Below are 20,675 nucleotides of genomic sequence, written 5' to 3' on the forward strand. Positions count from 1 at the left end.
TACATACCCTGCTATGCATAATTTCCCATGGTATAAGTTTTATCCAAAGAATGTCAAAACCGACATTGATATTCAGGCATACAGTTCTGTTGTCAACCTTTTTGAAGAAAGTGTCAAAAAATTCGGCAATTCCACCGCATACGAATGTATGGGAAAAACCATGACATTCAATGAAGTGGACAAGTTGTCCCAGGACTTTGCTTCCTATCTACAAAATCACCTTAAGCTGAAAAAAGGAGACAGGGTTGCGATTCAGATGCCCAACTGTCTCCAATATCCTGTAGCAATGTTTGGGGTGTTGAGAGCAGGAATGGTGGTGGTCAATACCAATCCCTTGTACACGCCGACAGAAATGAAGCATCAGTTCAATGACTCAGGTGCTTCCGCAATTGTGATTTTGGCCAATTTTGCCTCCAATCTGGAAAAAATCTATGAAGAAATTGAAGCCAAACATGTAATCATCACCGAACTCGGAGACATGCTTGGAGGCCTTAAAGGAACCATTGTTAATCTGGTAGTTAAATATGTAAAGAAAATGGTACCGGCATACAGCCTTCCAAAAGCCATTAGCTGGAAAAAGGCAATGTCTTTGGGCTCCGGAAGCAGCTACAAAAGGGAAGAGATGACCTTAGAAGATGCGGCATACCTTCAATATACCGGAGGAACCACAGGCGTGTCCAAAGGTGCTGAACTGACTCACGGAAATATCTGTGCCAACATGCAACAGATCTCAGAGTGGATGAAACCAAAGTTGAAAGAAAGGGAAGAAGTCGTCATTACTGCACTTCCTCTTTACCATATTTTTGCGCTGACGGTAAATTGCCTCGCGATGATGAAGATCGGAGCCCACAATGTGCTGATTACTAATCCCCGTGATATGCCGGGATTTATCAAAGAACTCAGCAAAGTGAAATTCACGGTCATCACAGGTGTGAACACACTTTTCAATGGTTTGATGAACGCTGAGGGATTTGCAAATCTTGACTTCTCAACACTCAAAGTGGCAGTCGGTGGTGGGATGGCTGTACAGGAGGCCACAGCCAAAAAGTGGGAAAAAATCACCGGAGTACCATTAGCTGAAGGGTATGGATTGACAGAAACCTCACCCGTGGCCACCTGCAATCCTATAGATGGAACAGAAAGGATCGGGACAATCGGGATTCCATTGCCCAATACTGATGTCAAAATCATAGATGACGAAGGCAATGATCTTGGTATAGGTCACCGTGGAGAAATCTGTATCAAAGGACCACAAGTAATGAAAGGCTATTGGAACAGGCCTGAGGAAACCGCTAAAGTAATGGAGGGAGAGTGGTTCAAAACCGGAGACATCGCCATTTTGGATGAAGATGGTTTTGTCAAAATCGTCGATAGGAAAAAAGAAATGATTCTTGTTTCGGGATTCAATGTCTATCCAAATGAGGTTGAAAATGCCATTGCACTTCATTCAAAGGTGTTGGAAGTCGGGGTCATTGGCATGCCCGATCCAAAATCCAATGAAAAAGTAGTGGCCTATGTCGTAGCAAAAGACAAATCAGTGACCGCCGAAGAAATCATTTCCCTTTCCAAAGAAAGCCTGACCAATTATAAAGTTCCTAGGGAAGTGTACTTCGCTGATGAACTTCCAAAATCCAATGTGGGTAAAATCCTGCGTAGGAAAATTAAGGAAATGCATGAAAAAACAATTTCGGCCTGATTTGTAAATCCGAAGAACAAAAAGGATGCGACACTTTGAAGAGTTCGCATCCTTTTTTATTTTAATCCAATAAACCCAAATTTTACCCAGATGCAATTCGACTACATCATTATCGGTGCAGGTTCTGCAGGATGTGTTTTGGCAAACAGGCTTTCTGAAAACCCACAAAACGCAGTCCTCCTAATAGAGGCAGGTTCTCAGGATAAAAAATCTGAAATCCAAATACCCGGTGGTTATGGAAACCTTCACGGTACAGAGGTGGATTGGGCATTTTGGACAGAACCCCAGTCAAATGTAGATGGAAGGAGGCTTTACGTACCAAGGGGAAAAGTTCTAGGTGGAAGCAGCAGCACCAATGCCATGGCGTATGTCAGAGGAAATAAGCTTGATTTTGATGAATGGGAAGCCTTGGGAAATAAAGGATGGGCTTATGAGGAGGTGTTGCCCTACTTCAAAAAATCAGAACACAATGAGGATTTTTCTGGGAAATTTTATGGGAAGCAAGGTCCTTTGCACATAGCCTATTCCCATCAACCACACCATCTGGGACATGATTTTATTGAGTCCTGCCAGAGAAATGGGATTCCCCACAACAAAGAATACAACGGCGATAAGCAGTTTGGGGCCTCTATGCTTCAGTTCAATATCAAAAACAACCAAAGGCAAAGCGCGGCAACCGCCTTCCTCAAACCTGTCTTACATAGAAAAAACCTGATGGTAAAAACAGGTTGCATAGTCACCAAAATCCTGATCGACAACCAAAAAGTGACAGGTGTGGAAGTCATCAATGCAAAAGGTGAGAAAGAACATATTGCAGCAGCCAAAGAAGTCATTCTGAGTGCAGGTGCGATAAAGTCCCCACAGATTTTGATGCTTTCGGGGATCGGAGACCAAGATTATCTAGTCAAATTTGGGATCAATCCTACCCACCAACTTCCGGGAGTGGGCCAAAATTTGATCGACCATATTTGGTCAGGGGTGAGTTCTTGGTCTACTGTCCCTACCAACAATCATACCCTTAAACCCCTCCAAATGGGGAAAGCGATTTTACAATACCTGCTCTTCAAAAAAGGGCCTTTGGGCAATAGCCCTTTGACGGCCAATGCTTTTTTAGCCAGCGAAAAGAATTTGGAAAGGCCTGACCTTCAGTTCCACTTTGCCGTTACCGCCATCGCAGAAGATTACAGTACTGATATTTATAATTTGAAGACTTTTCCCAAAAAGAGTGGCTTTTCAATTATGGTGATTTTGATCAGACCTGAAAGCCGGGGATTTATTGGTTTGAAATCTGCCGATCCTATGGAAGCTCCTTTGATCCAGCCCAATTTTCTTTCGGATAAAAGGGATTTGGAAGTGTTGCTCAAAGGTATGGTGAAAGCCAGGGCCGTCTTAGAGACTTCTCCTTTGAAGGATTTCAGTGAGTCAGGGATTTATTTACCCAAGAAATTTGATGAAAAGGGCCTAACCGAACATATCAAGAAAAGCTTGGAAACTCTTTACCATCCGGTCGGCACTTGCAAAATGGGTCAGGACAATATGGCGGTTGTGGATGAAAAGCTCAAAGTCAAAGGGATATCAGGACTCAGGATTGCCGATGCCTCCATCATGCCCACCATCATCTCCGGCAATACAAACGCAGCCTGCATCATGATAGGGGAGAAAGCTTCGGATTTGATTTTGTTTTCCAACAAGTAATCAATCTCGTTGAAAAATATAGTCGAATCTCCCAAAACGGACTTCGTATTTTTTTCCTGAATTATTCATGGCTGTAAAACCAAAAGTGCCTGCTAAGGCATTTGTACCGGGAATATACTTCACGGTAATCTGACCGGATTCCGCAGGAGTTCCCAAATCTTCTTGTTCTGAGTAGGTAATTATTTTGCCAATTACGTCGGGATTGTCCAAGCTGAATTTTTTCCCAAAACCATTTTCCATTTCTTCCCAATCTGTTTGGGTCAGTTTCTCAAGAGAAAAGAAAATGGTGACAAAAGCATTTTCTTTATTTCTTTCAACCAAATGAAAATTAAAAGTAAGGCTCGTATCGGCCTGATTTAGTAAATATCCCGAACTTTCTGTTCCAAAAATACTGTAGTTTGGGTAGTCAACGAATGGCATATTGTTGATCATGGCACCGGATTGATTTTTGCCTGACTCCGAATAAACCGGCAATCTTGGATTGATCGGATCGGGGATGAATCCGTCACAGGAATAAAAAAGGAAAACCAATGCGAGCAGGAGAATAGCTTTAAAACCTGATTTTTTCATGGTGGATGTTTAATTGGAGGCCAAGCATAATAGTGGTGGTATATAGGTCGGAGATCCTTCCTTGAATCCCCTCTATCGGGTCAATGTCATAATAATCAAGGACAGGAGTAAGTCCAAATGATGCTCTCGTATAGAACGAAAGTCTCTTCGAGTTGAACAGATCCACGCCAAAAAACACGGCTTTTTCGTTTTTTCTAAAAGTAACATCCTCGCCTACATTTGAACCCATAAACCTGTTGAATTCAATACCGCTATGAATTGAGAAACCTTCTATGATGGCATATTTGACCATCGGTGCAAAACTTCCGTATTCCAGATTGACGCGATATCTGCTACCGTCAAGCCTTGGGGTATAGCCTTTTTGTACCAGTATTAAATCAGTTCTCAAACTTAAGTTTGGGATACCTTTTATCGGAACAACTTCAATATTTGCACCAAGATGAAGGCTCATTTGTCCCTGAGTTTTCTCGAGAAGGCCATCATGCCTGACATTGGAATAATTGGTGCCAAACATCATCCCGACCTGGGCAAAACCTTCCGGAATCTGAATGAAAAAAACGAAAAAAGTAACCACTATAAACTTGTATCTCATCAAGGAAAACAATTTATGGTTTGACAAAAAGGACAGCCGAAAAGCTGCCCTCTTTACTTGACGAATTAAGCCAATAGAATGTCCTGAATTGGTAAAGCTTTCTTTCACTAAAATTCTTTGTTTTGTTTTCCAAATTCGAAAATGTTTAAATCCTGAGAAAGCATTTACTCAAAAAGATTTTGTGTTATTTTTAACATTGCCTAAAACAACCAACGTATGAAACTGAAAATCAGCCTCTTTTTTCTTTCCCTTGTATTCCTTGCTTCCTGCCAAAAAACCGAAAAATCAGAAGTCGAAGAAAATAAATACAAGCTCCTAGCCGATGAAATGGAGACTTCTCTTCGGGAAAATCTTTTAGAAACCTGGTATCCCAAAGCGATTGACTTGGATTCCGGAGGCTACTTCAGCAATTTCACTTACGACTTTCAGCTCAAAGACAACAGTCAGGAAAAGATGATTGTGACGCAAGCAAGACACCTTTGGTCCAATTCCAAAGCCTCAGCACTATACCGTAGGCAGAAGCATTATGCAGACGGTGCCAAACATGGTTTTGAATTTCTGAGGGATAAAATGTGGGATTCAGAAAAAGGGGGTTTTTACCAATTGGTCAGCCGGTCAGGAAAGCCGCTTTTGGACAAATCCCCTCATAAAACAGCATACGGAAACAGCTTCGGTATTTATGCTTTGGCCGCCTATTTCGGTGCAACAGGCGATTCTGCAGGTTTGGATATGGCAATCAAGGCCTTCAGATGGTTGGACGAACATAGCCACGATCCGGTGCATAAGGGATATTTCCAGCATTTGGAGCAGGATGGAACCCCGGTAGTCCGTCCTGCAGACACGCCTTCTACTTCAGAACTTGGCTACAAAGACCAAAACAGTTCGATCCATTTGTTGGAAGCATTTACGGAATTGTATATGGTCTGGAAAGACCCGACATTGAAAGAAAGGCTAGAGGAAATGCTGCTTCTCGTCAGGGATACCATTACCAATGACAAGGGTTCTTTGGTGCTTTTCTTCCAACCGGATTGGACGCCTGTTTCTTTTCAGGACCAATCCGAGGAAGTCATCATGCAGCACAAAGGTTTGGACCATGTGTCTTATGGACATGATGTAGAGACCGCATACCTGATATTGGAAAGTTCGCATGTGTTGGGTTGGGAAAATGACCAAGAGACATTGACCAAAGCCAAAAAGATGGTGGACCATGCGCTGAGCCATGGATGGGACAATGACCTTGCAGGATTTTTTGATGAAGGCTATTATTTCTTGGGGGAAGAAAAACCAAGGGTTATCAAGGATACCAAAAACTGGTGGGCACAGTCGGAGGGGATGAATACCCTTCTTCTGATGTCGGAATATTTCCCCAATGATGAATGGGATTACTTTGGGAAGTTTGAGCAGCTCTGGAAATACAATCAGGATTACCTCATCGACCATGAGCACGGAGATTGGTATTCAGGAGGATTGGACAAGCAGCCCGAACTCAAAACTGCAGATAAGGGACATATCTGGAAAGCCAATTACCATCAGTTCAGGGCGATGCAGGGGTGTATTGAGAGATTGGAGAAATTTTAAAATTGAAAGATTGAGGAGAAAAGGTTAAAAGGTTTCAAGGTTTAGAAAGTTGGAAGGTTAGCCCGGGCTCGGTCGCAGGACTACTGGCTTGAATTGGGAAAGCAATTATGAAGGAGCCATCACTGCTAATTGGAACTTACCACTTCACCCGGAAACTGACTGTTGTCCATTTATTTCTGTGTGAATAATGCAAACTACCAACGTTATTGAGCTTGGAGACTGGGGCATTCGGGCCACTTCTCTTCCTACCTACGCCCAAATTCTTAAATGCCCTGATTATCTTATTTACTCTAAACCTACCGCTGTATCCAAGGTGAGGTTGTAAAACGTATTATTTTCTTCCAATATTATGAATTCTACCTTTCAGTCTAATTCGGTTGAATGAGTTCACTCTTGTCCGGTCTTGTTTTTTTATTATTCTGTACACAATAATAGGAATGAGTAGAAATCCGCTGACAACATATATCACATAATGATTTCGGCTACCAATCAATATCGGATTTACAAAAAAAAGAACATTAATGGTGTTCCAATTAAAAAAATTAGTCCTGCTCCAATTTGAGCTATTTTTGATTCTTTCTTGTATAATTCGTCAATGTGAAATTCCGTTTTCATTCCGCAATTTTTGCAATTCAGAATTTTCTTTTCTCCAATTTGTATTACAAACTCAACTCTCGTATTTGCACTTGTCGAGTAACTGATTTCAGTTTTGCAATTTTTGGATTTCCCGTAAACTTTCATTTGTTATTGTGGTCCGCTTAATATGGTTTACAACTGCCTATTGACTATTGCGACTTCTCACTGCTACTGTCTACTGGTTACTGTTCACTAAAAACTGACCACTGAAAACTATCTATTGGATAAAATACACCTCCGCGATTTTCCCGTCTTTGATCTTGTAAATGGCGATGGCGTGCATGGGAGGGTCGTTTTTGGAAATGGTAACTTCTTCCTGATCGATAACGGTATTTCCCATAACGATGCGGTTGACCAACTTGCAGTGTAGGTCAGGCGTCCGTGCAAACATCCTTCCGTAGATGTCATACATTTCTGTTTTGCCTTCATACAAAAATTCATCTGGGAATTTGTACACCCTTACATTCTCCGCATAGGGTGCCACAAAAGCATCAATATCTCTCTTATTGTAGGCTTCAAGTTGCTCTTGTGCCAATTTCTCTGATATCTCTTCCACTTTTTCCTGCGCGAAAATTGTTCCTGTTACCAAAAACAGAATGAATGTTAATTTAAATTTAAACACGTCTGTTGTCCTCCTGCCAATTGGTGATTGCCATCTTGATTTCTTTTGCTTTTAAATTTTCTTTGATCGCTTTTTCCATCAAAGGAAGAAATTCCTCATCTCCTGCAAATCTCAAAGCGATGATTTGGGAAAGCCTCAATTTACTTTCTTTTTCTTTAAATGACTTTCCTGTCAATTCAAAATAACGGAATCTCATCTCCAACCTGATAATCCTGTCCTGATTTTTGAGACCATAATATCTCGCTACAAAAGGCAATAACAAAAGCACTGTGGCCGCGATTAGGTGGTAAAAAGAATAAAGAAGATCAGTACCGCCCATGATGGAATGGATAAGATCCGCGACTGTCCAAAGGAAAAATGCCAGTGCTAATGGAATTAAAACATAATTATGGACTGCGAAACTGCGGGTATGGTTCTTGTAATTTTGCATAAAAATGGTTTTGGATTTTTCTGAAATTTAAGCCCATTCTGACCAATTATCAAAATGATGAATTGATCGGAAAGTTATTTTTTAATTTTAAAAGCTATGAGCCTCACAAACAAATTCTTATTCCCCAAAATTCTCCTTATCCTGATTTTGGTTTTGAATTTTCAGAATGGATTCAGTCAGGAACCTTCTTTCAAAACGGAGATTTTGAAATGGCCTGATGGAAAAAAAGCAGCCATTTCCTTGACCTATGATGACGGGACTTACAACCAATTCCGTGTCGCGCTGCCCATCATGGAAGAACTTGGGATGAAGGGGACTTTTTATATCAACACAGGAGAAATTCCCTCATCTCAAACCCGCGCACAGTTTTTTGGAAGGGATCCCAAAGTGATCCTCGCGGAGACAGCTTCTATTCCTACCAATGAAGAAAATATTTTTGAAAGAGCCTCTTTGATCCGATTTTTGGATATGCCGGGCGCTGTTTCTTACCATGACAGGTCCGGTTCCACTTATGAACAGGGAAGGGTTGAGCAAGCCTGCAAAATACTCGATGAAGGATTTGCCAAGGCTAGGGAATTGAATGTCAGTGAACTTGTATATCCCAAAATCATTGATGGTCCGATGATCGATTGGGATGAGATCCGAAAGTATGCGTCTAATGGCCATGAGTTTGGGGTACACACGATTTCACATCCAAGGTTGGCGGTGTTGGATGAAAAGAATCTGTTGTTTGAATTGGAAGCCTGTCGGGATGAGATAGAAAGGGAATTGGGAAGAGAACAGCTTTTTTCTGCAGAATGTCCTTTTGGAACTGAAAATGAAAGGGTTATGGAATATGCTTTGAAGATGTTTCCTGCGTTGAGAAACAGGATGCCTGAAGCATATTTGGAAGAAATCAACAGATCCGGAAAGTTTGACGCGTCCCAGGATTATGGCAAAGAATACATCCAATGGCAGCGTGGGCCGCTTTCTAAAACAACTCCTGAGCTTATGAATTCATGGGTAGATGACATCCTGACAAGGGAAGATACCTGGTTGGTTTTGGTATTTCACGGCATCGAAGGTATCGGTTGGGAAGCCATTCCTGAAGACAGAATCAGGGCTTACTTTGAATATATCGCCGGCAAATCCAAAGATATTTGGGTGGCACCTTTCAGGGATGTGACACAATATATGAGGCAAAGGATGAATACCAACATGATCAAGACGGTCAAAAAGGATATGATTTCCCTAAAGTTGGAGTCGGATTTGGACCCGTATTGGTACAGGCAAAAATTAACTTTCAAAACCTACATTCCTACTGATTGGAAGTCAGTCACTTTCGTTCAAGGTGGAAAAACCGAAACTCTTGAGGTCCAAAAGGATGCCGATGGATCATTTGTCCAATACAATGCCGATCCAAACGGAGGGGAATTGGCTTTGAAAAATGTTGGCCAATAAGATTTTTGAAAACCTTGTCTTAATTTTTACCTTCGTGCTTTTAAAAATAAAAACGCCATGGATTTCAGAAAATTGGATCAGGATCTTTCAGTCCTTGTAGAGAAAAAAATCGCTTTGAGCAAAATCTCCTATGCCGACGCCGCTTATGATGACATCGAAGAAGAACTCCATGACTTGGAGGATGACTTCAATGAAGAATTCGGTGATGAGCTCGAGTCGATTTTGGAAAAAATCTACAACCAACTGAAATCAGACAATGACGTGTTGTTGCCTACAGCTTACCTGGCAAATAATTATTCGCCTTTGGCTCCGGATTCTTTTGGCAAAGTGACTTATGAAGTCAAAGGAAAAGAAGGCGTTCCTATCGAATCAGAGCAGTTTGACAAAATGGATGTCAGGCTGGTCTTTGTTCCAAACCCAGCACGCTTTGTCCTTCAGATCAACGGTAAGTCCATGAAAGACCTTTGGGTGGGGAGGTAAGTTTTGATTTACGAATTAAGATTTACGAATTGTGATTTGGGAAGTCTGTAAGTAGGAGGTTAGGAAGTTGAAAGTTTCCAGTGTTCAGTTGGCAGTAGTCAGTCGCTGTGGGCAGTTTACAGTGGTGAGAATGCAGTCTGCAGTGATCAGTACAGTTTTCAGTGGTCAGTATTCAGCCACATTGATATCAAAATCAGTTTTCATTTCCCAATTATAATTCAGCAGCCAAACAAACGAATTCAACTTGGTGGACAGTCGACCGTGGAACTTGGTCAATTAATCAGTTAACCATTTAACCTTTAACCACTAACCAAATAACCCATTAACCTTTAACCATTCCCCAATTAACCAATCACCCCAAATCCCAACTTTTCTCTTACCTTGTTCAAATAACTTCTTGCGATGATTTTTGCTTTGGCTTCCCCTTCGGAAAGTCTTGCTTCCAATTCAGAAGGGTGGTTCATAAAGTAATCGTACAGTTTTCTTTCTTCGGCGTATTTTTCCATAATCAAAGTCATAAACTCCTGCTTTGCGTGGCCATACCCGAAATTTCCCGCAAGGTACTTTGATCGTAATGCAGCCGTTTGGTCTGCATTTGCCACCAAAGAATACAATTTAAACACGTTACATGTATCCGGGTTCTTGGGTTCTTCCAATGGCGTACTGTCGGTGATGATGGAGTAGATGTTTTTTTTCAGTTCCTTTTCAGGAAGGAAAATGTCAATGTAATTGTTGTAGGATTTACTCATCTTCTGTCCATCAGTTCCAGGAATGATCATCACATCTTCACTGATGCGGGCCTCAGGAATGACTAGGATTTCTTCTTCCACGCGATTATTGAAGGTCGTTGCGATGTCTCTTGCAATTTCCAAATGTTGGAGTTGGTCTTTTCCGACAGGGACAATATTCGCCCCATAAAGTAAAATATCTGCAGCCATCAACACCGGATAGGTAAAAAGACCTGCATTCACGTCTGCCAACCTGTCCGACTTGTCTTTGAAGCTATGTGCATTGGCAAGCATGGGATAGGGCGTAAAGCAACTCAGGTACCAGGTCAATTCAGTTACCTCAGGAATCATCGATTGCCTGTAAAAAACCGTTTTGCTGATGTCCAAACCGAAAGCCAACCAAGCTGCCGCTACTGCCAATGTATTCTCTTTTCTCAGATTCCCATCCTTGATAGAGGTCAGGGAATGCAGGTCTGCAATGAATATATAAGAATCGTTATTGTCTCTTTTGGTTAACTCGATAGCAGGGACGATCGCACCCAATATGTTTCCAAGATGGGGCTTGCCTGAACTCTGTATGCCTGTCAGTACTCTTGCCATTGTTTTAAAATTTGGCGCAAAATAAATAAATCAGGGTACAATTCGCTGGTTTTTTATCGTTATTTACCAGTATGAAAAAAATTGCATTCTATCTCACGACACTCATCTTGCTGACTATGAGCAGCCTTCCTCTCGCTGGCCAGACAATTGAAAGAAAGACGCTGACTTGGGAAAAGAGAAAAATTGATATCGGTGCCGTATTGCAGGAAAAAGGAGCAGTTGAAGCGGAGTTTTTTGCGCTGAATGAAAATCAGGACAGCATCTATATCACAGATATTTTTACAGATTGTGGCTGTACCACCGTCCAATATACCAAGGATACCTTGGTCAATGGGCAAATAGCTTCTCTCAAAGTAAAGTTCGACCCTGACCAAAAAGGAGGGGAATTTTCCAAAGGCATTATTGTCAGGACCAATTTGGATATCTATGGGGATACTTTGTTTTTGGAAGGAATCAACATGCCGATTCCCGAAAATGCTGAAATGGCTTTTCCCCACCGTGTCGGGACTTTGGGTTTTAGGCTGACAGCTGTCAATATGGGTTATATTTTTACCAACGAACCAAAGGTCAAATATGTGGAGGTCTATAATTTTGGAAACAGCCCCATCGGTTTCAAAGAGGTTCAGGATAAAATCCCCAATTATATGGCGGTATCATTGGAACCTAGCCAACTTCAACCTTTGCAAAGAGGACTTTTGGTAATGACATATGATGGAGCTGCCAAAAATGACCTGGGCTTTTTTGATGAGGTCATCAGCATCGGGCTAGATCGGGATGACCTGAACCTTGGTATCAGGGTGATGTCTGTGGTCTATGAATACTTTCAACCTGTGCCAAAAAGCCTGGAAAACAGGGTTCCGAAATTGGGAATTGCCAATGTAGAGATTGACTTGAGGGAGATTTCTGCCAATTCCAAAGTGTCCCGATCCATCACTATGACCAATATGGGACAGGAACCGCTGAATATCAGAAAAGTGGCAACCAACTGTGATTGTGTAGAAATTGAATTGGATAAAAATGACCTTCAATCAGGAGAAAGCACTGAACTCAGGTTTACCTTTGATCCCAAAGGAAGAAGGGGAATCGACCATAAGCACATCTCCATTTTCAGTAACGATCCTTTGAATCCTGTTAGGACAATAGTGGTAAGGAGTAGTGTGAAATAGATGGTCAGGTTCAACTTCGAAAGGGAAAAACATTTTCTTTTATCAAAGAATAGTCCTTTAAATGAGAAATTTTACTTATTCTAATTTTTAAAAAGGTATTTTGTTTTAGAAGTAACTTGGAGTGATCCTTCTTTATATCCTGAACATGAAAGGTTATTTTTCCATTCGGAACTGAGATTACTTTCCGTCGGTTTGAGACCGATCAAAGCACTGTTTTTTAATTTTGGCCAAATTGGAGAATATCAAAAATCATCAATTGAAAAAGTGAAAAATTGAACTCATTCATTTTAAAATCGTATTAAAATTAGGGATTTTCAATACTTTGGTACGATAAATGTTTAAATTTAGAGTAATCAGAAATCCTGAAGTTTTATATTTTCAACTTAAATAAAATACAGCTATGAGTTCAACAAAATTTATTTTAGGAGCATTGGTAGGTGCAGTGATCGGTGTTCAGATAGGAATATTGATTGCACCGGATAAAGGTGAAAATACCAGAAAAAAAATCACCAAGAAGAGTGGAGAATACCTTGACGAAGCAACAGGAAAACTCAATTCGTTTTTTGAAGGGCTTACCAAAAAGGTATCCGATGTGAGCAATGAAGTTGACAAATTGGCTAGAAAGGCCAAGTCTGAAGTGGATAAGGTTACGAAATGATCAAATTCAGAAAATAAAAAGGGGGATATTTTCCCTCTTTTTATTTTCTTTCAACCTACAAATCAAAATTTTTTCATAAAAATGAAATCCCTGCATTTCAGATTTTGATAACTCAAATCGAGTCAAGCGGTTTTTAACTTTTGTTACGTTTTCAATTTATTATTTGGGAAAATATCAAGTAGAAAGTATTTTTTTTATCTTTTAGGAATAATCAACCCAACAAATGTTTGTCAAAGTATTTTTGGTTTGCTCCATCACTTTTATTTCCTTAAGCCTTTTGGGACAAGAAAATGTCAGTGACTACCCTATTAGAATTAACTCGGCGCCGGATTATCCTATAGGTGAGCATATTTCCTTTTGGAAAGACAATGGAAATTCTGCTCCGGAAGAAGCCTTACGAAAATTTCAACATGGCTCTTTTTCTCAACTTGCGCATCCCACCTTGTTCAACAAAGGATATACTGAGTCCATTTGGTGGTTTGCATTCCGGATTGAAAATGAGCTTGACTCTAAAAACACAGTCATTTTCAGTCCTGCAGGTGCTGCAATAAGAGAAGGAACCTTGTATACTTTTGATAATAATGGGAAGCTTATAAAAACGGCTTATTCGGGATTTATCCATGCAGGTCAATCGCGGGATATGCATTCGAGGTTGAATTCCTATGAATTGATTCTTCCTGCAGGAGAAGGCTTTACATACCTTTTCAAACTAGATAGCAGGGGATTGAATACCTATGTGCCTTTTTACCTAGATGAACCCAATTCCTATTGGGAATATGAAATCAGCAGGACAGCATTTTTTGGGACCGTTACCGGCGTTCTCGTGATGGCAGCATTATTCGGATTGTTTTTGTGGGCCTATTTCAGCGAAAAGCTGTACATCATCTTTGTAGGATATTTGCTTTCCTGCCTTGCTTTGATCCTTGAAGAAGACGGTTTTCTTTTTCTTTGGATTTATGGGGATTACCTTGGAAGATTTTCATCGATCATCATCCCGTTTTTCAGCCTGATGATGTCAGGAATGCTCGTGATATTCATCATCCGTTTTTTTAATTTAAATGCCGGAAAAAATAAGCTCCATACTTACAGTGTCCAATACATCAAGGCAGTTTTTACCTTTAGCCTTTTGCTTTTTTCTACTTTGCTCTTTGAGTGGAACCCAAAGTTGAACCTGATTCTGACAGGGACCGGGTTATCACTTTCTTTTACCAATATGTTGTTGGTGATACTGATTACTTTTTTCCAGATCAAAGCAAAAAAAGAAATCGCCTATTATATCCTGTTGGCCAACCTGATGTTGGTTTTTGGATTTACTAACTACATTCTGAATCTGACAGCAGTGACCGATTGGCATCCCCTAAAGCCAAACGGATTGATAGTAGGGTCCATTTTCAATGTTATTTTACTTACAATCGGGATTATCCATAGGTACTATTTTATGAAAAAGGAAAAGGAACTGTTGGACCGACAGTTTATAGAACAGGAAAGGAATATAGCAAGAAGTATCATCGAAGCACAGGAGCGGGAACGGCAAAGAATAGCCAAAGACCTTCACGATGACCTTGGGGGTTTGCTTGCATTGATCAAATTGAAAGTAGATAGCTTGTATTTGGAAGCAGAGGCTATGCAGAAGGAATCGAAGACAGGATTGGCCGAAACCCAGAAATTACTCACTATGGCAATCCATGACCTCAGGTTTATTTCCCATGAACTGATGCCAATGGAAGCTGCCGAAAAACGGTTAAAAACGATGGTGTCAGAGGTACTTGACTTGGTAAAGATCCAAAACAAAATTTCCATTACCTATAATATTGAAGATTTACCTTACCTTACTTTGGATACAAAAATCAATCTTTTCAGAATCATCAAAGAACTGCTTAATAACATTATCAAGCATGCTGAAGCCAAAGAGGCTGATATTCAGTTATTCTATGATGAGATTGATCAGACAGTGACATTGATTGTAACTGATGATGGTAAAGGTATTCCCAAGGAAATTTTGGATAAACCCAATGACGGCATGGGACTAAGAAATCTCCAAAAAAGAGTTGACTATCTTAGAGGAAATTTACATTTTGATTCCAATATAAATGGCACCACAGTTATAGTCACTATTCCATTTCAACAGATCACCCAAACCAATGAGTACACAGATAATTATAGCAGATGACCATGAATTATTTACTTCAGGCTTAGACAATCTTGTCAGTACAAATCCAAATATCAAGGTATTGGCGCATTTCAGAAACGGTAAAGAAGTCCTTTCTTACTTAGAACGTGGAAACAAAGCTGATGTGTTGATCCTAGACCTCAATATGCCTGTGATGGACGGACTTCAATTGCTTGGGCATTTGCAGCGGGATTATCCGGTTATTAAGAAGCTCGTGATCAGTATGCACCAAACAACATCTTCTATTGAGTTGTGCAAAAACCTTGGTGCTGATGGTTTTATTGGCAAAGACTCCTCACTTCATGTAATGTTGAATGCCCTGAATGTAATTATTGAAGGAGGTAAATTTTTTCAGGAATCCAATCAAGTGGTTTTTGATTCCGAAGGAAAGGGCTTTTACGAAAAACTAAATCATCAATATAAGCTTTCAAAACGGGAGGTTGATATTATCCAACTTATCCTCAATCAATATGAAAGCAGCGAAATCGCTGATAAACTCAACCTCAGCCCGCTTACAGTAAAAACCCATCGCAAGAACATTTTCAGAAAACTTGGAGTCAGGAACCTGGCTGGATTGGTTGCATTGGTCAAAGACCATCCAAGGTTGTGAGGTAAGGGACTTATTTTTCTTAGATATTTTGGCCAGGACAGGATTAAATATATTTTGCTTTAAAAAGGATCAACTCGGAAAAAGTTGTAGTTCAATTTAACCGTCCAATTATTTTTACTCCTTTTGGGGTATTTTTTTAAGGTGCAATTCATTGGAATTTTAGGTTGAAAAAAAACTATCAACCATGAAGAAAAACGCATTTGCCTTAATCGGACTTCTTTTTTTATTGATGGTCTCGTTTTCCTGTTCTGATGAGGAAACGACTCCTACTGTCCCTGTTATTAATGATCCGAATTATACCCTAAATAAACCCAAAGACCAGGTTTATCCCTACGAGATTGTCTCGGTGGAGGTATCAGGTTTGAGTGATCTAAAAACCGAATATGACGGAAAATTCGGCAGTTTGGCCATTAAACTTTCCAAAGGAACAGGGAATAATTTGGTTTTTTTGGTTCCTGACATCAATGAAGGAAAGCAGACCTTTGAGCTTTCGCTCAACAGCAACAAAAAAACCCTGGATTTTACTGTATTGAAATTGCCCGATCTCGGGAATCCTGAAACTGTACTTGCCGGAATATTAACAGGTGCCAAAGGCCAACTTACCTCGATGGATCAAAATCCGGGTTTGTCCGATCAAGTGGCCAAACAACAGGAATGGGTGACATTATTCGAGCAAGAAATCGCCAAATTAAGTACCAAGGAAAGACTGGAAACTATAGGCGTACTCAAAATCAATAACCTTTTTCGGACCCTTTCCGCAAATCCTTCTGGAAAATATGCCTGGGCCTGTACTGCAGAAAGTGGAGAGGTCTTTCTGAAATACCTGAATGAGGTAGTTTTTGATCAAAGTATGGTTGACAAGCTGGTACAGGCGCCATCCAATGCTGTAGCGAAAGCGGCCGCCATAACCGCTGTTTTAAATATGCGTTCCAATTTCATCCAATTGAAAGAACAGGCTTTGAAAGTGACGGATTGTAAAGTACTCCGGACCATTGGGATTGATGAGTCGGGCGCAAGGGTTTTGGCCGTTTCCAATGATACTCCTGTGAAATTTGAAAGTGGAAAGGCTTTTGCTTTGAAAATATATGGAAGTTACCAAGCGCTCAACCAAGGTGACAAGACATCAACCATTGCGCTGCTTACCCAACTTTCCTCGGGAATAGAAAAAATAGGGGAACATGTTGACAAAGTCATCACAGCAACCGCAGCACTTAAGTCCAGGTTTTCACTAAGCCAACCTAATCTGGAGTCTGGAGATAAAATGCAGCTGCCTACCAATCCCGAAAAGGAAGTGAAACCCATTGACAATCCTGTCGCCAAAGCCGAAAACATCAGTAGCGATCAGGTCACATTGAAGTCAATCGCTTCTTTGGCGGAGGCCATTTCCATTAATTTTGAAAGCAAAAAAGGAGGAGATCAGGCATTTACTTTTGATTTGACTCTGGAGGATGGCCCTCTAAAAGTAAAAAAGACCGTTAATGCCTCTATCCTTCTCAATTGTACCTTGGCTGTGACGGTAAATGTTTCAGGAGGTTCGGCTACCCTTCAAGTTACAGGAGGACTAGCCCCATTTACTTACACTTGGAGCAACAATGGTACAGGAAATAGTCAAACTGGCTTAAATCCCGGAAATTATACCATAAAAGTAACCGATGCATTGGGTTGTGAAGTGACCAAAGAATTCACCGTTCAGGAAGAGGCTATGGTAGGTACAGTCACTGATGTTGACGGGAATCAATACGCTACCATCAAAATCGGAACCCAAGTCTGGATGGCTGAAAACCTAAAAACTTCAAAATTTGCTGATGGAACTGATATACCCAATGTGACCACAAACGCGCAATGGATGGCACAAACTACTGCTGCTTTTTCCTACTATAACAACGATGTCACCAACAACGAAAAATACGGAAAGCTCTACAATTGGTATGCCGCCACTTGTTGCGCTATCTGTCCTCAAGGATGGCATGTGCCTACCCAAGAAGATTGGGAAAAAATGAGGTCATTTTTGCTGCCAAATTCAGGAAATAAATTGAAATCGATCACAGGTTGGAGGGAATCTGAAATAGCAGGAACGCAAGGAACAAACGAAAGTGGATTTAATGCCTTGCCAGGAGGTGTGCGTGGATTCGGAGGCAATTTCTTTTCCTTGACAGAATATGGACACTGGTGGATGAACAAATCTACCAATGCAACGACAGCACCCTATATTATCCTTTCATTTAATCAATCCATTGTATCGCAATCCAATTTTAATCCAAAATGGAATGGCGCAGCCATTAGATGTGTCAAGGATTAACGCTGTTGGAAAGCTTTTAATTTGACATTTCTGTGAATTGGTAAGACTTTGGATACGGCAGTTTATACAGATGGATCTTTGATAAAGCTATCCTTATTATTTCCTTGGATCGGCAAAAAATACTCCTTTTGGGGTATTTTTTACTGACTTTGTTCCATCGATATTTATGATATTAATAACCGAAAAGATTTATTTGACATCAATTCCATGATAGACTTACCCTTTGTTGAACATTTTTTTGACCAATGCTGTTGCTGATTTTTTCGGCAGCAGCTTTTTTTATGAAAATCTGAGAAATGAAATAAAACTGAATTTAACTTTAACCGATTTTTACAAATAAGAAAAGACCATATGAGATTATTAAAAATCACCAAAATCATTTTTTGAGTTTTCATTTTTTGCCAAACAAAGACCTCTTTTTAGTCTTTGGAATGTCAAAGGTTAGGTAACTTTATTGTACAAAATCAAATGCTTTAATTGAGTTTGATGAATGTAGGCCGGACCATTTGAATTCCAAAAACCTGAATAGCGATGAAAACCTCTTTTAGAATTCTAATCTCTATTTTTTCGATCCTACTTCTTTTGGGATGCAGGGAAGAAGAGGAAGTACCTGTTTATAACCCGATTATTGTGGAAGATTATGTTACCGCATTTGACTTGGTCAAAGTCTATGCCCCCGGCCTTGGAAAAAGTGAACAGATTTTTAAGGGCTATTTTTCAGAAATCATCCAGGTCACTTTGGGCCGCTCCGGAGAGGATTCGTTGGTTTTTATCATGCCTGAGTTGCCCATGGGACGCGCAGAACTCAAAGTAGAGATCAATGGGAAACCGAGGATATGGAAATTTGATCTCGGTATTTATTTTCCTCCTGCTTCAGAATCAGTTTTTGATGGCCTGATCCGAAACAGTGAAGCTTTATTGTCGGAGATGCAAGCCTTTGAATCATTAGAGGGATTTTCTCAGGATTATTTGAAGTGGATCAACCAATTAAAAATGGAATATTCACAACTTAACGAAAAGGAAAAAAAGGATTTCGAAGGTGTTATGACCAAGCCTTTTAATAAATTTTGGCTTAATTTTTTAAAAGATTCTCCCTCGAAACTGAAAGTTCCGGCCTGCGAAGATTATCCCATTATTGATTTTTTAGGGAGGATTAATTTCATTGAAAATTTGTTTTCGTCACCCTTTTCCCCAAGAGGTTTTGAGTATTTAGCAAGGTATACGGAATTGCCTGATTCAAAATTTTATCGATCAATCAAAACCGGAATCGGTTTGTCATTTTGGTATCAAATCGGTCTTATTGAGGCGTTGGCAACCAAAAATTTGACTTGTCCGATCCTCAGGAACCTTGTATTCAAAATACCCGGAGACCAGCCGGGGTCATTTGTTGAACAGCCGACTTTGATTTTCGAGTCAGGTGAAATGAATGAAGTTTATGCTTTTGGGGAATTTCAAAAACCCAATATGATTGGTCTTAATTCCTTTTTTGAAGATCAGTTCAGAGTAAAAGTGGAAAGTTTCAAAACCTTAAAAAAAAGCACCTCCAAAATTCTGGTTATGTTGGATGACAGGGCTGATCTTCCAATTATGGATGATGAACCTCTGTATATCATTCCTGCAACGGCTCCTCTTGAACAAATTCCTTTTCCGTCCTCTTTTCCAATGACGGTCCAAATTTTTGACAATCCGGAGATCAGATTTATTGGATATGTATTTGAAGAGGGTAAATTAAAGATGGAATTAGAAAGCTTAACAGGTTTGGAACAGGATTTTGTTTTGAATATGAACTCTTTAGGTTTTGAGAAAAATGTTCCTGCCAAACTCAAGGTTTTCTGTCCCATGTTGGCACAGGTAGTTTTGGATGAGGGAAAGATCCAGATGGATATACAATACGGTACTACTCCTTATCAGATTACTTGGAGCAATGGGCTGACAGGAACAGGGCCATTTGATTTTGCTCCTGGAGCATACACTGTACAAGTACTGGATTTTAATGGATGTGAAGAGGCAATTGATTTTGAAATGCCGGAATTCAGTACGGTGACTGATATTGATGGAAATGAGTACAAGACAGTCAAGATCGGCAATCAATGGTGGATGGCGGAAAATCTCAGAACAACCAGAAAAAACGATGGCTCTCCAATCACCAAAGTCAGTGCACCTTCAGAATGGGTGGGGAATCCGGATCTAAGCGTTTATTCAGTTCTTGAAACCAAACCGGGAAACGATCAGAAATATGGTAATGTATATAATGGAAAAGCGGTTTGTTGCGAAATCTGTCCAACAGGTTGGGCAATCCCTGAGGGAGAAGATTGGGCACAGTTACAAGATTTTTTAGGCCCAAGGCATGCTACCAAGATGAAAACTTATCAGGATTGGGAAAACAATGTAGTCAAAGGTTCTAATATCAGCGGGTTTTCTGCCCAGCCAACAGGATATATAGAGTGGACTGGCATGTATGAAGGAGAGGGTTCAGTAACATATTTTCGTGTACCTACCAAATCCGAACCTCCCTTCAGCCATAACTTTTTTTTGTTGGGTATAAGCCTAGGTGAAGAGATCTTTGCAAGTGCAGAAAATCCCGGTGGGCTTTATACGGTAAGGTGCGTCAAGGATTGAGAAAGGCCAAATTGTCAAGTCCATATTAAGTGTTACGGTTTTAAAAATAAGTTTTGAAAACAATAGGTTTTGGTTCGGTGGCTTTT

Annotated in this window: 16 protein-coding genes; 11 read left to right on the forward strand and 5 right to left on the reverse strand. The window is 40.3% G+C overall.

Features of this window, described 5'->3' with window-relative positions:
- The first annotated feature begins 13 nt into the window (after positions 1-13).
- Together NU887_RS20410 and NU887_RS20415 are read left to right on the forward strand one after the other, a co-directional pair.
- Entirely contained in the window at positions 14-1,696 is a 1,683-nt protein-coding gene (locus NU887_RS20410; protein WP_258425244.1) for an AMP-binding protein, read from the forward strand.
- Between the two features lie 90 nt (positions 1,697-1,786).
- Positions 1,787-3,391, forward strand: a complete 1,605-nt coding sequence (locus NU887_RS20415) for a GMC family oxidoreductase (RefSeq protein ID WP_258425245.1) — start codon at positions 1,787-1,789, stop codon at positions 3,389-3,391.
- Here NU887_RS20415 and NU887_RS20420 read toward each other — a convergent pair whose 3' ends face one another.
- Both NU887_RS20420 and NU887_RS20425 read right to left on the reverse strand, forming a co-directional pair.
- A complete protein-coding gene (locus tag NU887_RS20420) occupies positions 3,392-3,961 on the reverse strand; it encodes a Riean_0653 family protein (RefSeq protein WP_258425246.1) in 570 nt (189 codons plus the stop codon).
- Complete coding sequence (locus tag NU887_RS20425; RefSeq protein ID WP_258425247.1) at positions 3,942-4,553, reverse strand: hypothetical protein; 612 nt, start codon at positions 4,551-4,553, stop codon at positions 3,942-3,944. The genes NU887_RS20420 and NU887_RS20425 overlap by 20 nt, the downstream gene beginning before the upstream one ends.
- 216 nt (positions 4,554-4,769) lie before the next feature.
- Here NU887_RS20425 and NU887_RS20430 point away from each other — a divergent pair, with 216 nt between their 5' ends.
- The gene (locus NU887_RS20430; RefSeq protein ID WP_258425248.1) at positions 4,770-6,131 is read left to right on the forward strand and encodes an AGE family epimerase/isomerase; all 1,362 of its coding nucleotides are present in this window, start codon (positions 4,770-4,772) and stop codon (positions 6,129-6,131) included.
- 853 nt (positions 6,132-6,984) lie between these two features.
- Here the strand turns inward: NU887_RS20430 and NU887_RS20435 are convergent.
- Both NU887_RS20435 and NU887_RS20440 read right to left on the reverse strand, forming a co-directional pair.
- On the reverse strand, positions 6,985-7,389 hold the full coding sequence (locus NU887_RS20435) for a nuclear transport factor 2 family protein (protein ID WP_258425249.1): 405 nt from the start codon (positions 7,387-7,389) through the stop codon (positions 6,985-6,987).
- On the reverse strand, positions 7,382-7,819 hold the full coding sequence (locus NU887_RS20440; RefSeq protein ID WP_258425250.1) for a DUF6526 family protein: 438 nt from the start codon (positions 7,817-7,819) through the stop codon (positions 7,382-7,384). The genes NU887_RS20435 and NU887_RS20440 overlap by 8 nt, the downstream gene beginning before the upstream one ends.
- 96 nt (positions 7,820-7,915) lie before the next feature.
- Between NU887_RS20440 and NU887_RS20445 the strand changes: the two genes are divergently transcribed.
- A complete protein-coding gene (locus NU887_RS20445) occupies positions 7,916-9,259 on the forward strand; it encodes a polysaccharide deacetylase family protein (RefSeq protein ID WP_258425251.1) in 1,344 nt (447 codons plus the stop codon).
- 57 nt (positions 9,260-9,316) lie between these two features.
- Positions 9,317-9,739 (forward strand): hypothetical protein, encoded by a 423-nt coding sequence (locus NU887_RS20450; RefSeq protein ID WP_258425252.1) that lies wholly within the window; start codon positions 9,317-9,319, stop codon positions 9,737-9,739.
- Between the two features lie 344 nt (positions 9,740-10,083).
- Here NU887_RS20450 and trpS read toward each other — a convergent pair whose 3' ends face one another.
- Complete coding sequence (gene trpS / locus NU887_RS20455) at positions 10,084-11,067, reverse strand: tryptophan--tRNA ligase (RefSeq protein WP_258425253.1); 984 nt, start codon at positions 11,065-11,067, stop codon at positions 10,084-10,086.
- Between the two features lie 71 nt (positions 11,068-11,138).
- On the opposite strand from trpS, the gene NU887_RS20460 reads away from it, so the two are divergent.
- The 6 genes from NU887_RS20460 to NU887_RS20485 all read left to right on the forward strand — a co-directional run bounded on the left by NU887_RS20460 (position 11,139) and on the right by NU887_RS20485 (position 20,589).
- A complete protein-coding gene (locus tag NU887_RS20460; protein WP_258425254.1) occupies positions 11,139-12,233 on the forward strand; it encodes a DUF1573 domain-containing protein in 1,095 nt (364 codons plus the stop codon).
- A gap of 400 nt (positions 12,234-12,633) precedes the next feature.
- Entirely contained in the window at positions 12,634-12,891 is a 258-nt protein-coding gene (locus NU887_RS20465; protein ID WP_258425255.1) for a YtxH domain-containing protein, read from the forward strand.
- 223 nt (positions 12,892-13,114) lie between these two features.
- The gene (locus NU887_RS20470; protein WP_258425256.1) at positions 13,115-15,061 is read left to right on the forward strand and encodes a sensor histidine kinase; all 1,947 of its coding nucleotides are present in this window, start codon (positions 13,115-13,117) and stop codon (positions 15,059-15,061) included.
- Complete coding sequence (locus NU887_RS20475) at positions 15,033-15,671, forward strand: response regulator transcription factor (protein WP_258425257.1); 639 nt, start codon at positions 15,033-15,035, stop codon at positions 15,669-15,671. Before NU887_RS20470 ends, NU887_RS20475 begins: the two co-directional genes overlap by 29 nt.
- Positions 15,672-15,855: 184 nt before the next feature.
- A complete protein-coding gene (locus NU887_RS20480; RefSeq protein WP_258425258.1) occupies positions 15,856-17,970 on the forward strand; it encodes an FISUMP domain-containing protein in 2,115 nt (704 codons plus the stop codon).
- Positions 17,971-18,501: 531 nt separating this feature from the next.
- Positions 18,502-20,589, forward strand: a complete 2,088-nt coding sequence (locus NU887_RS20485; protein ID WP_258425259.1) for a fibrobacter succinogenes major paralogous domain-containing protein — start codon at positions 18,502-18,504, stop codon at positions 20,587-20,589.
- Positions 20,590-20,675 lie beyond the last annotated feature (86 nt).

Source organism: Aquiflexum gelatinilyticum (assembly GCF_024741135.1).
Lineage (GTDB): Bacteria > Bacteroidota > Bacteroidia > Cytophagales > Cyclobacteriaceae > Cognataquiflexum > Cognataquiflexum gelatinilyticum.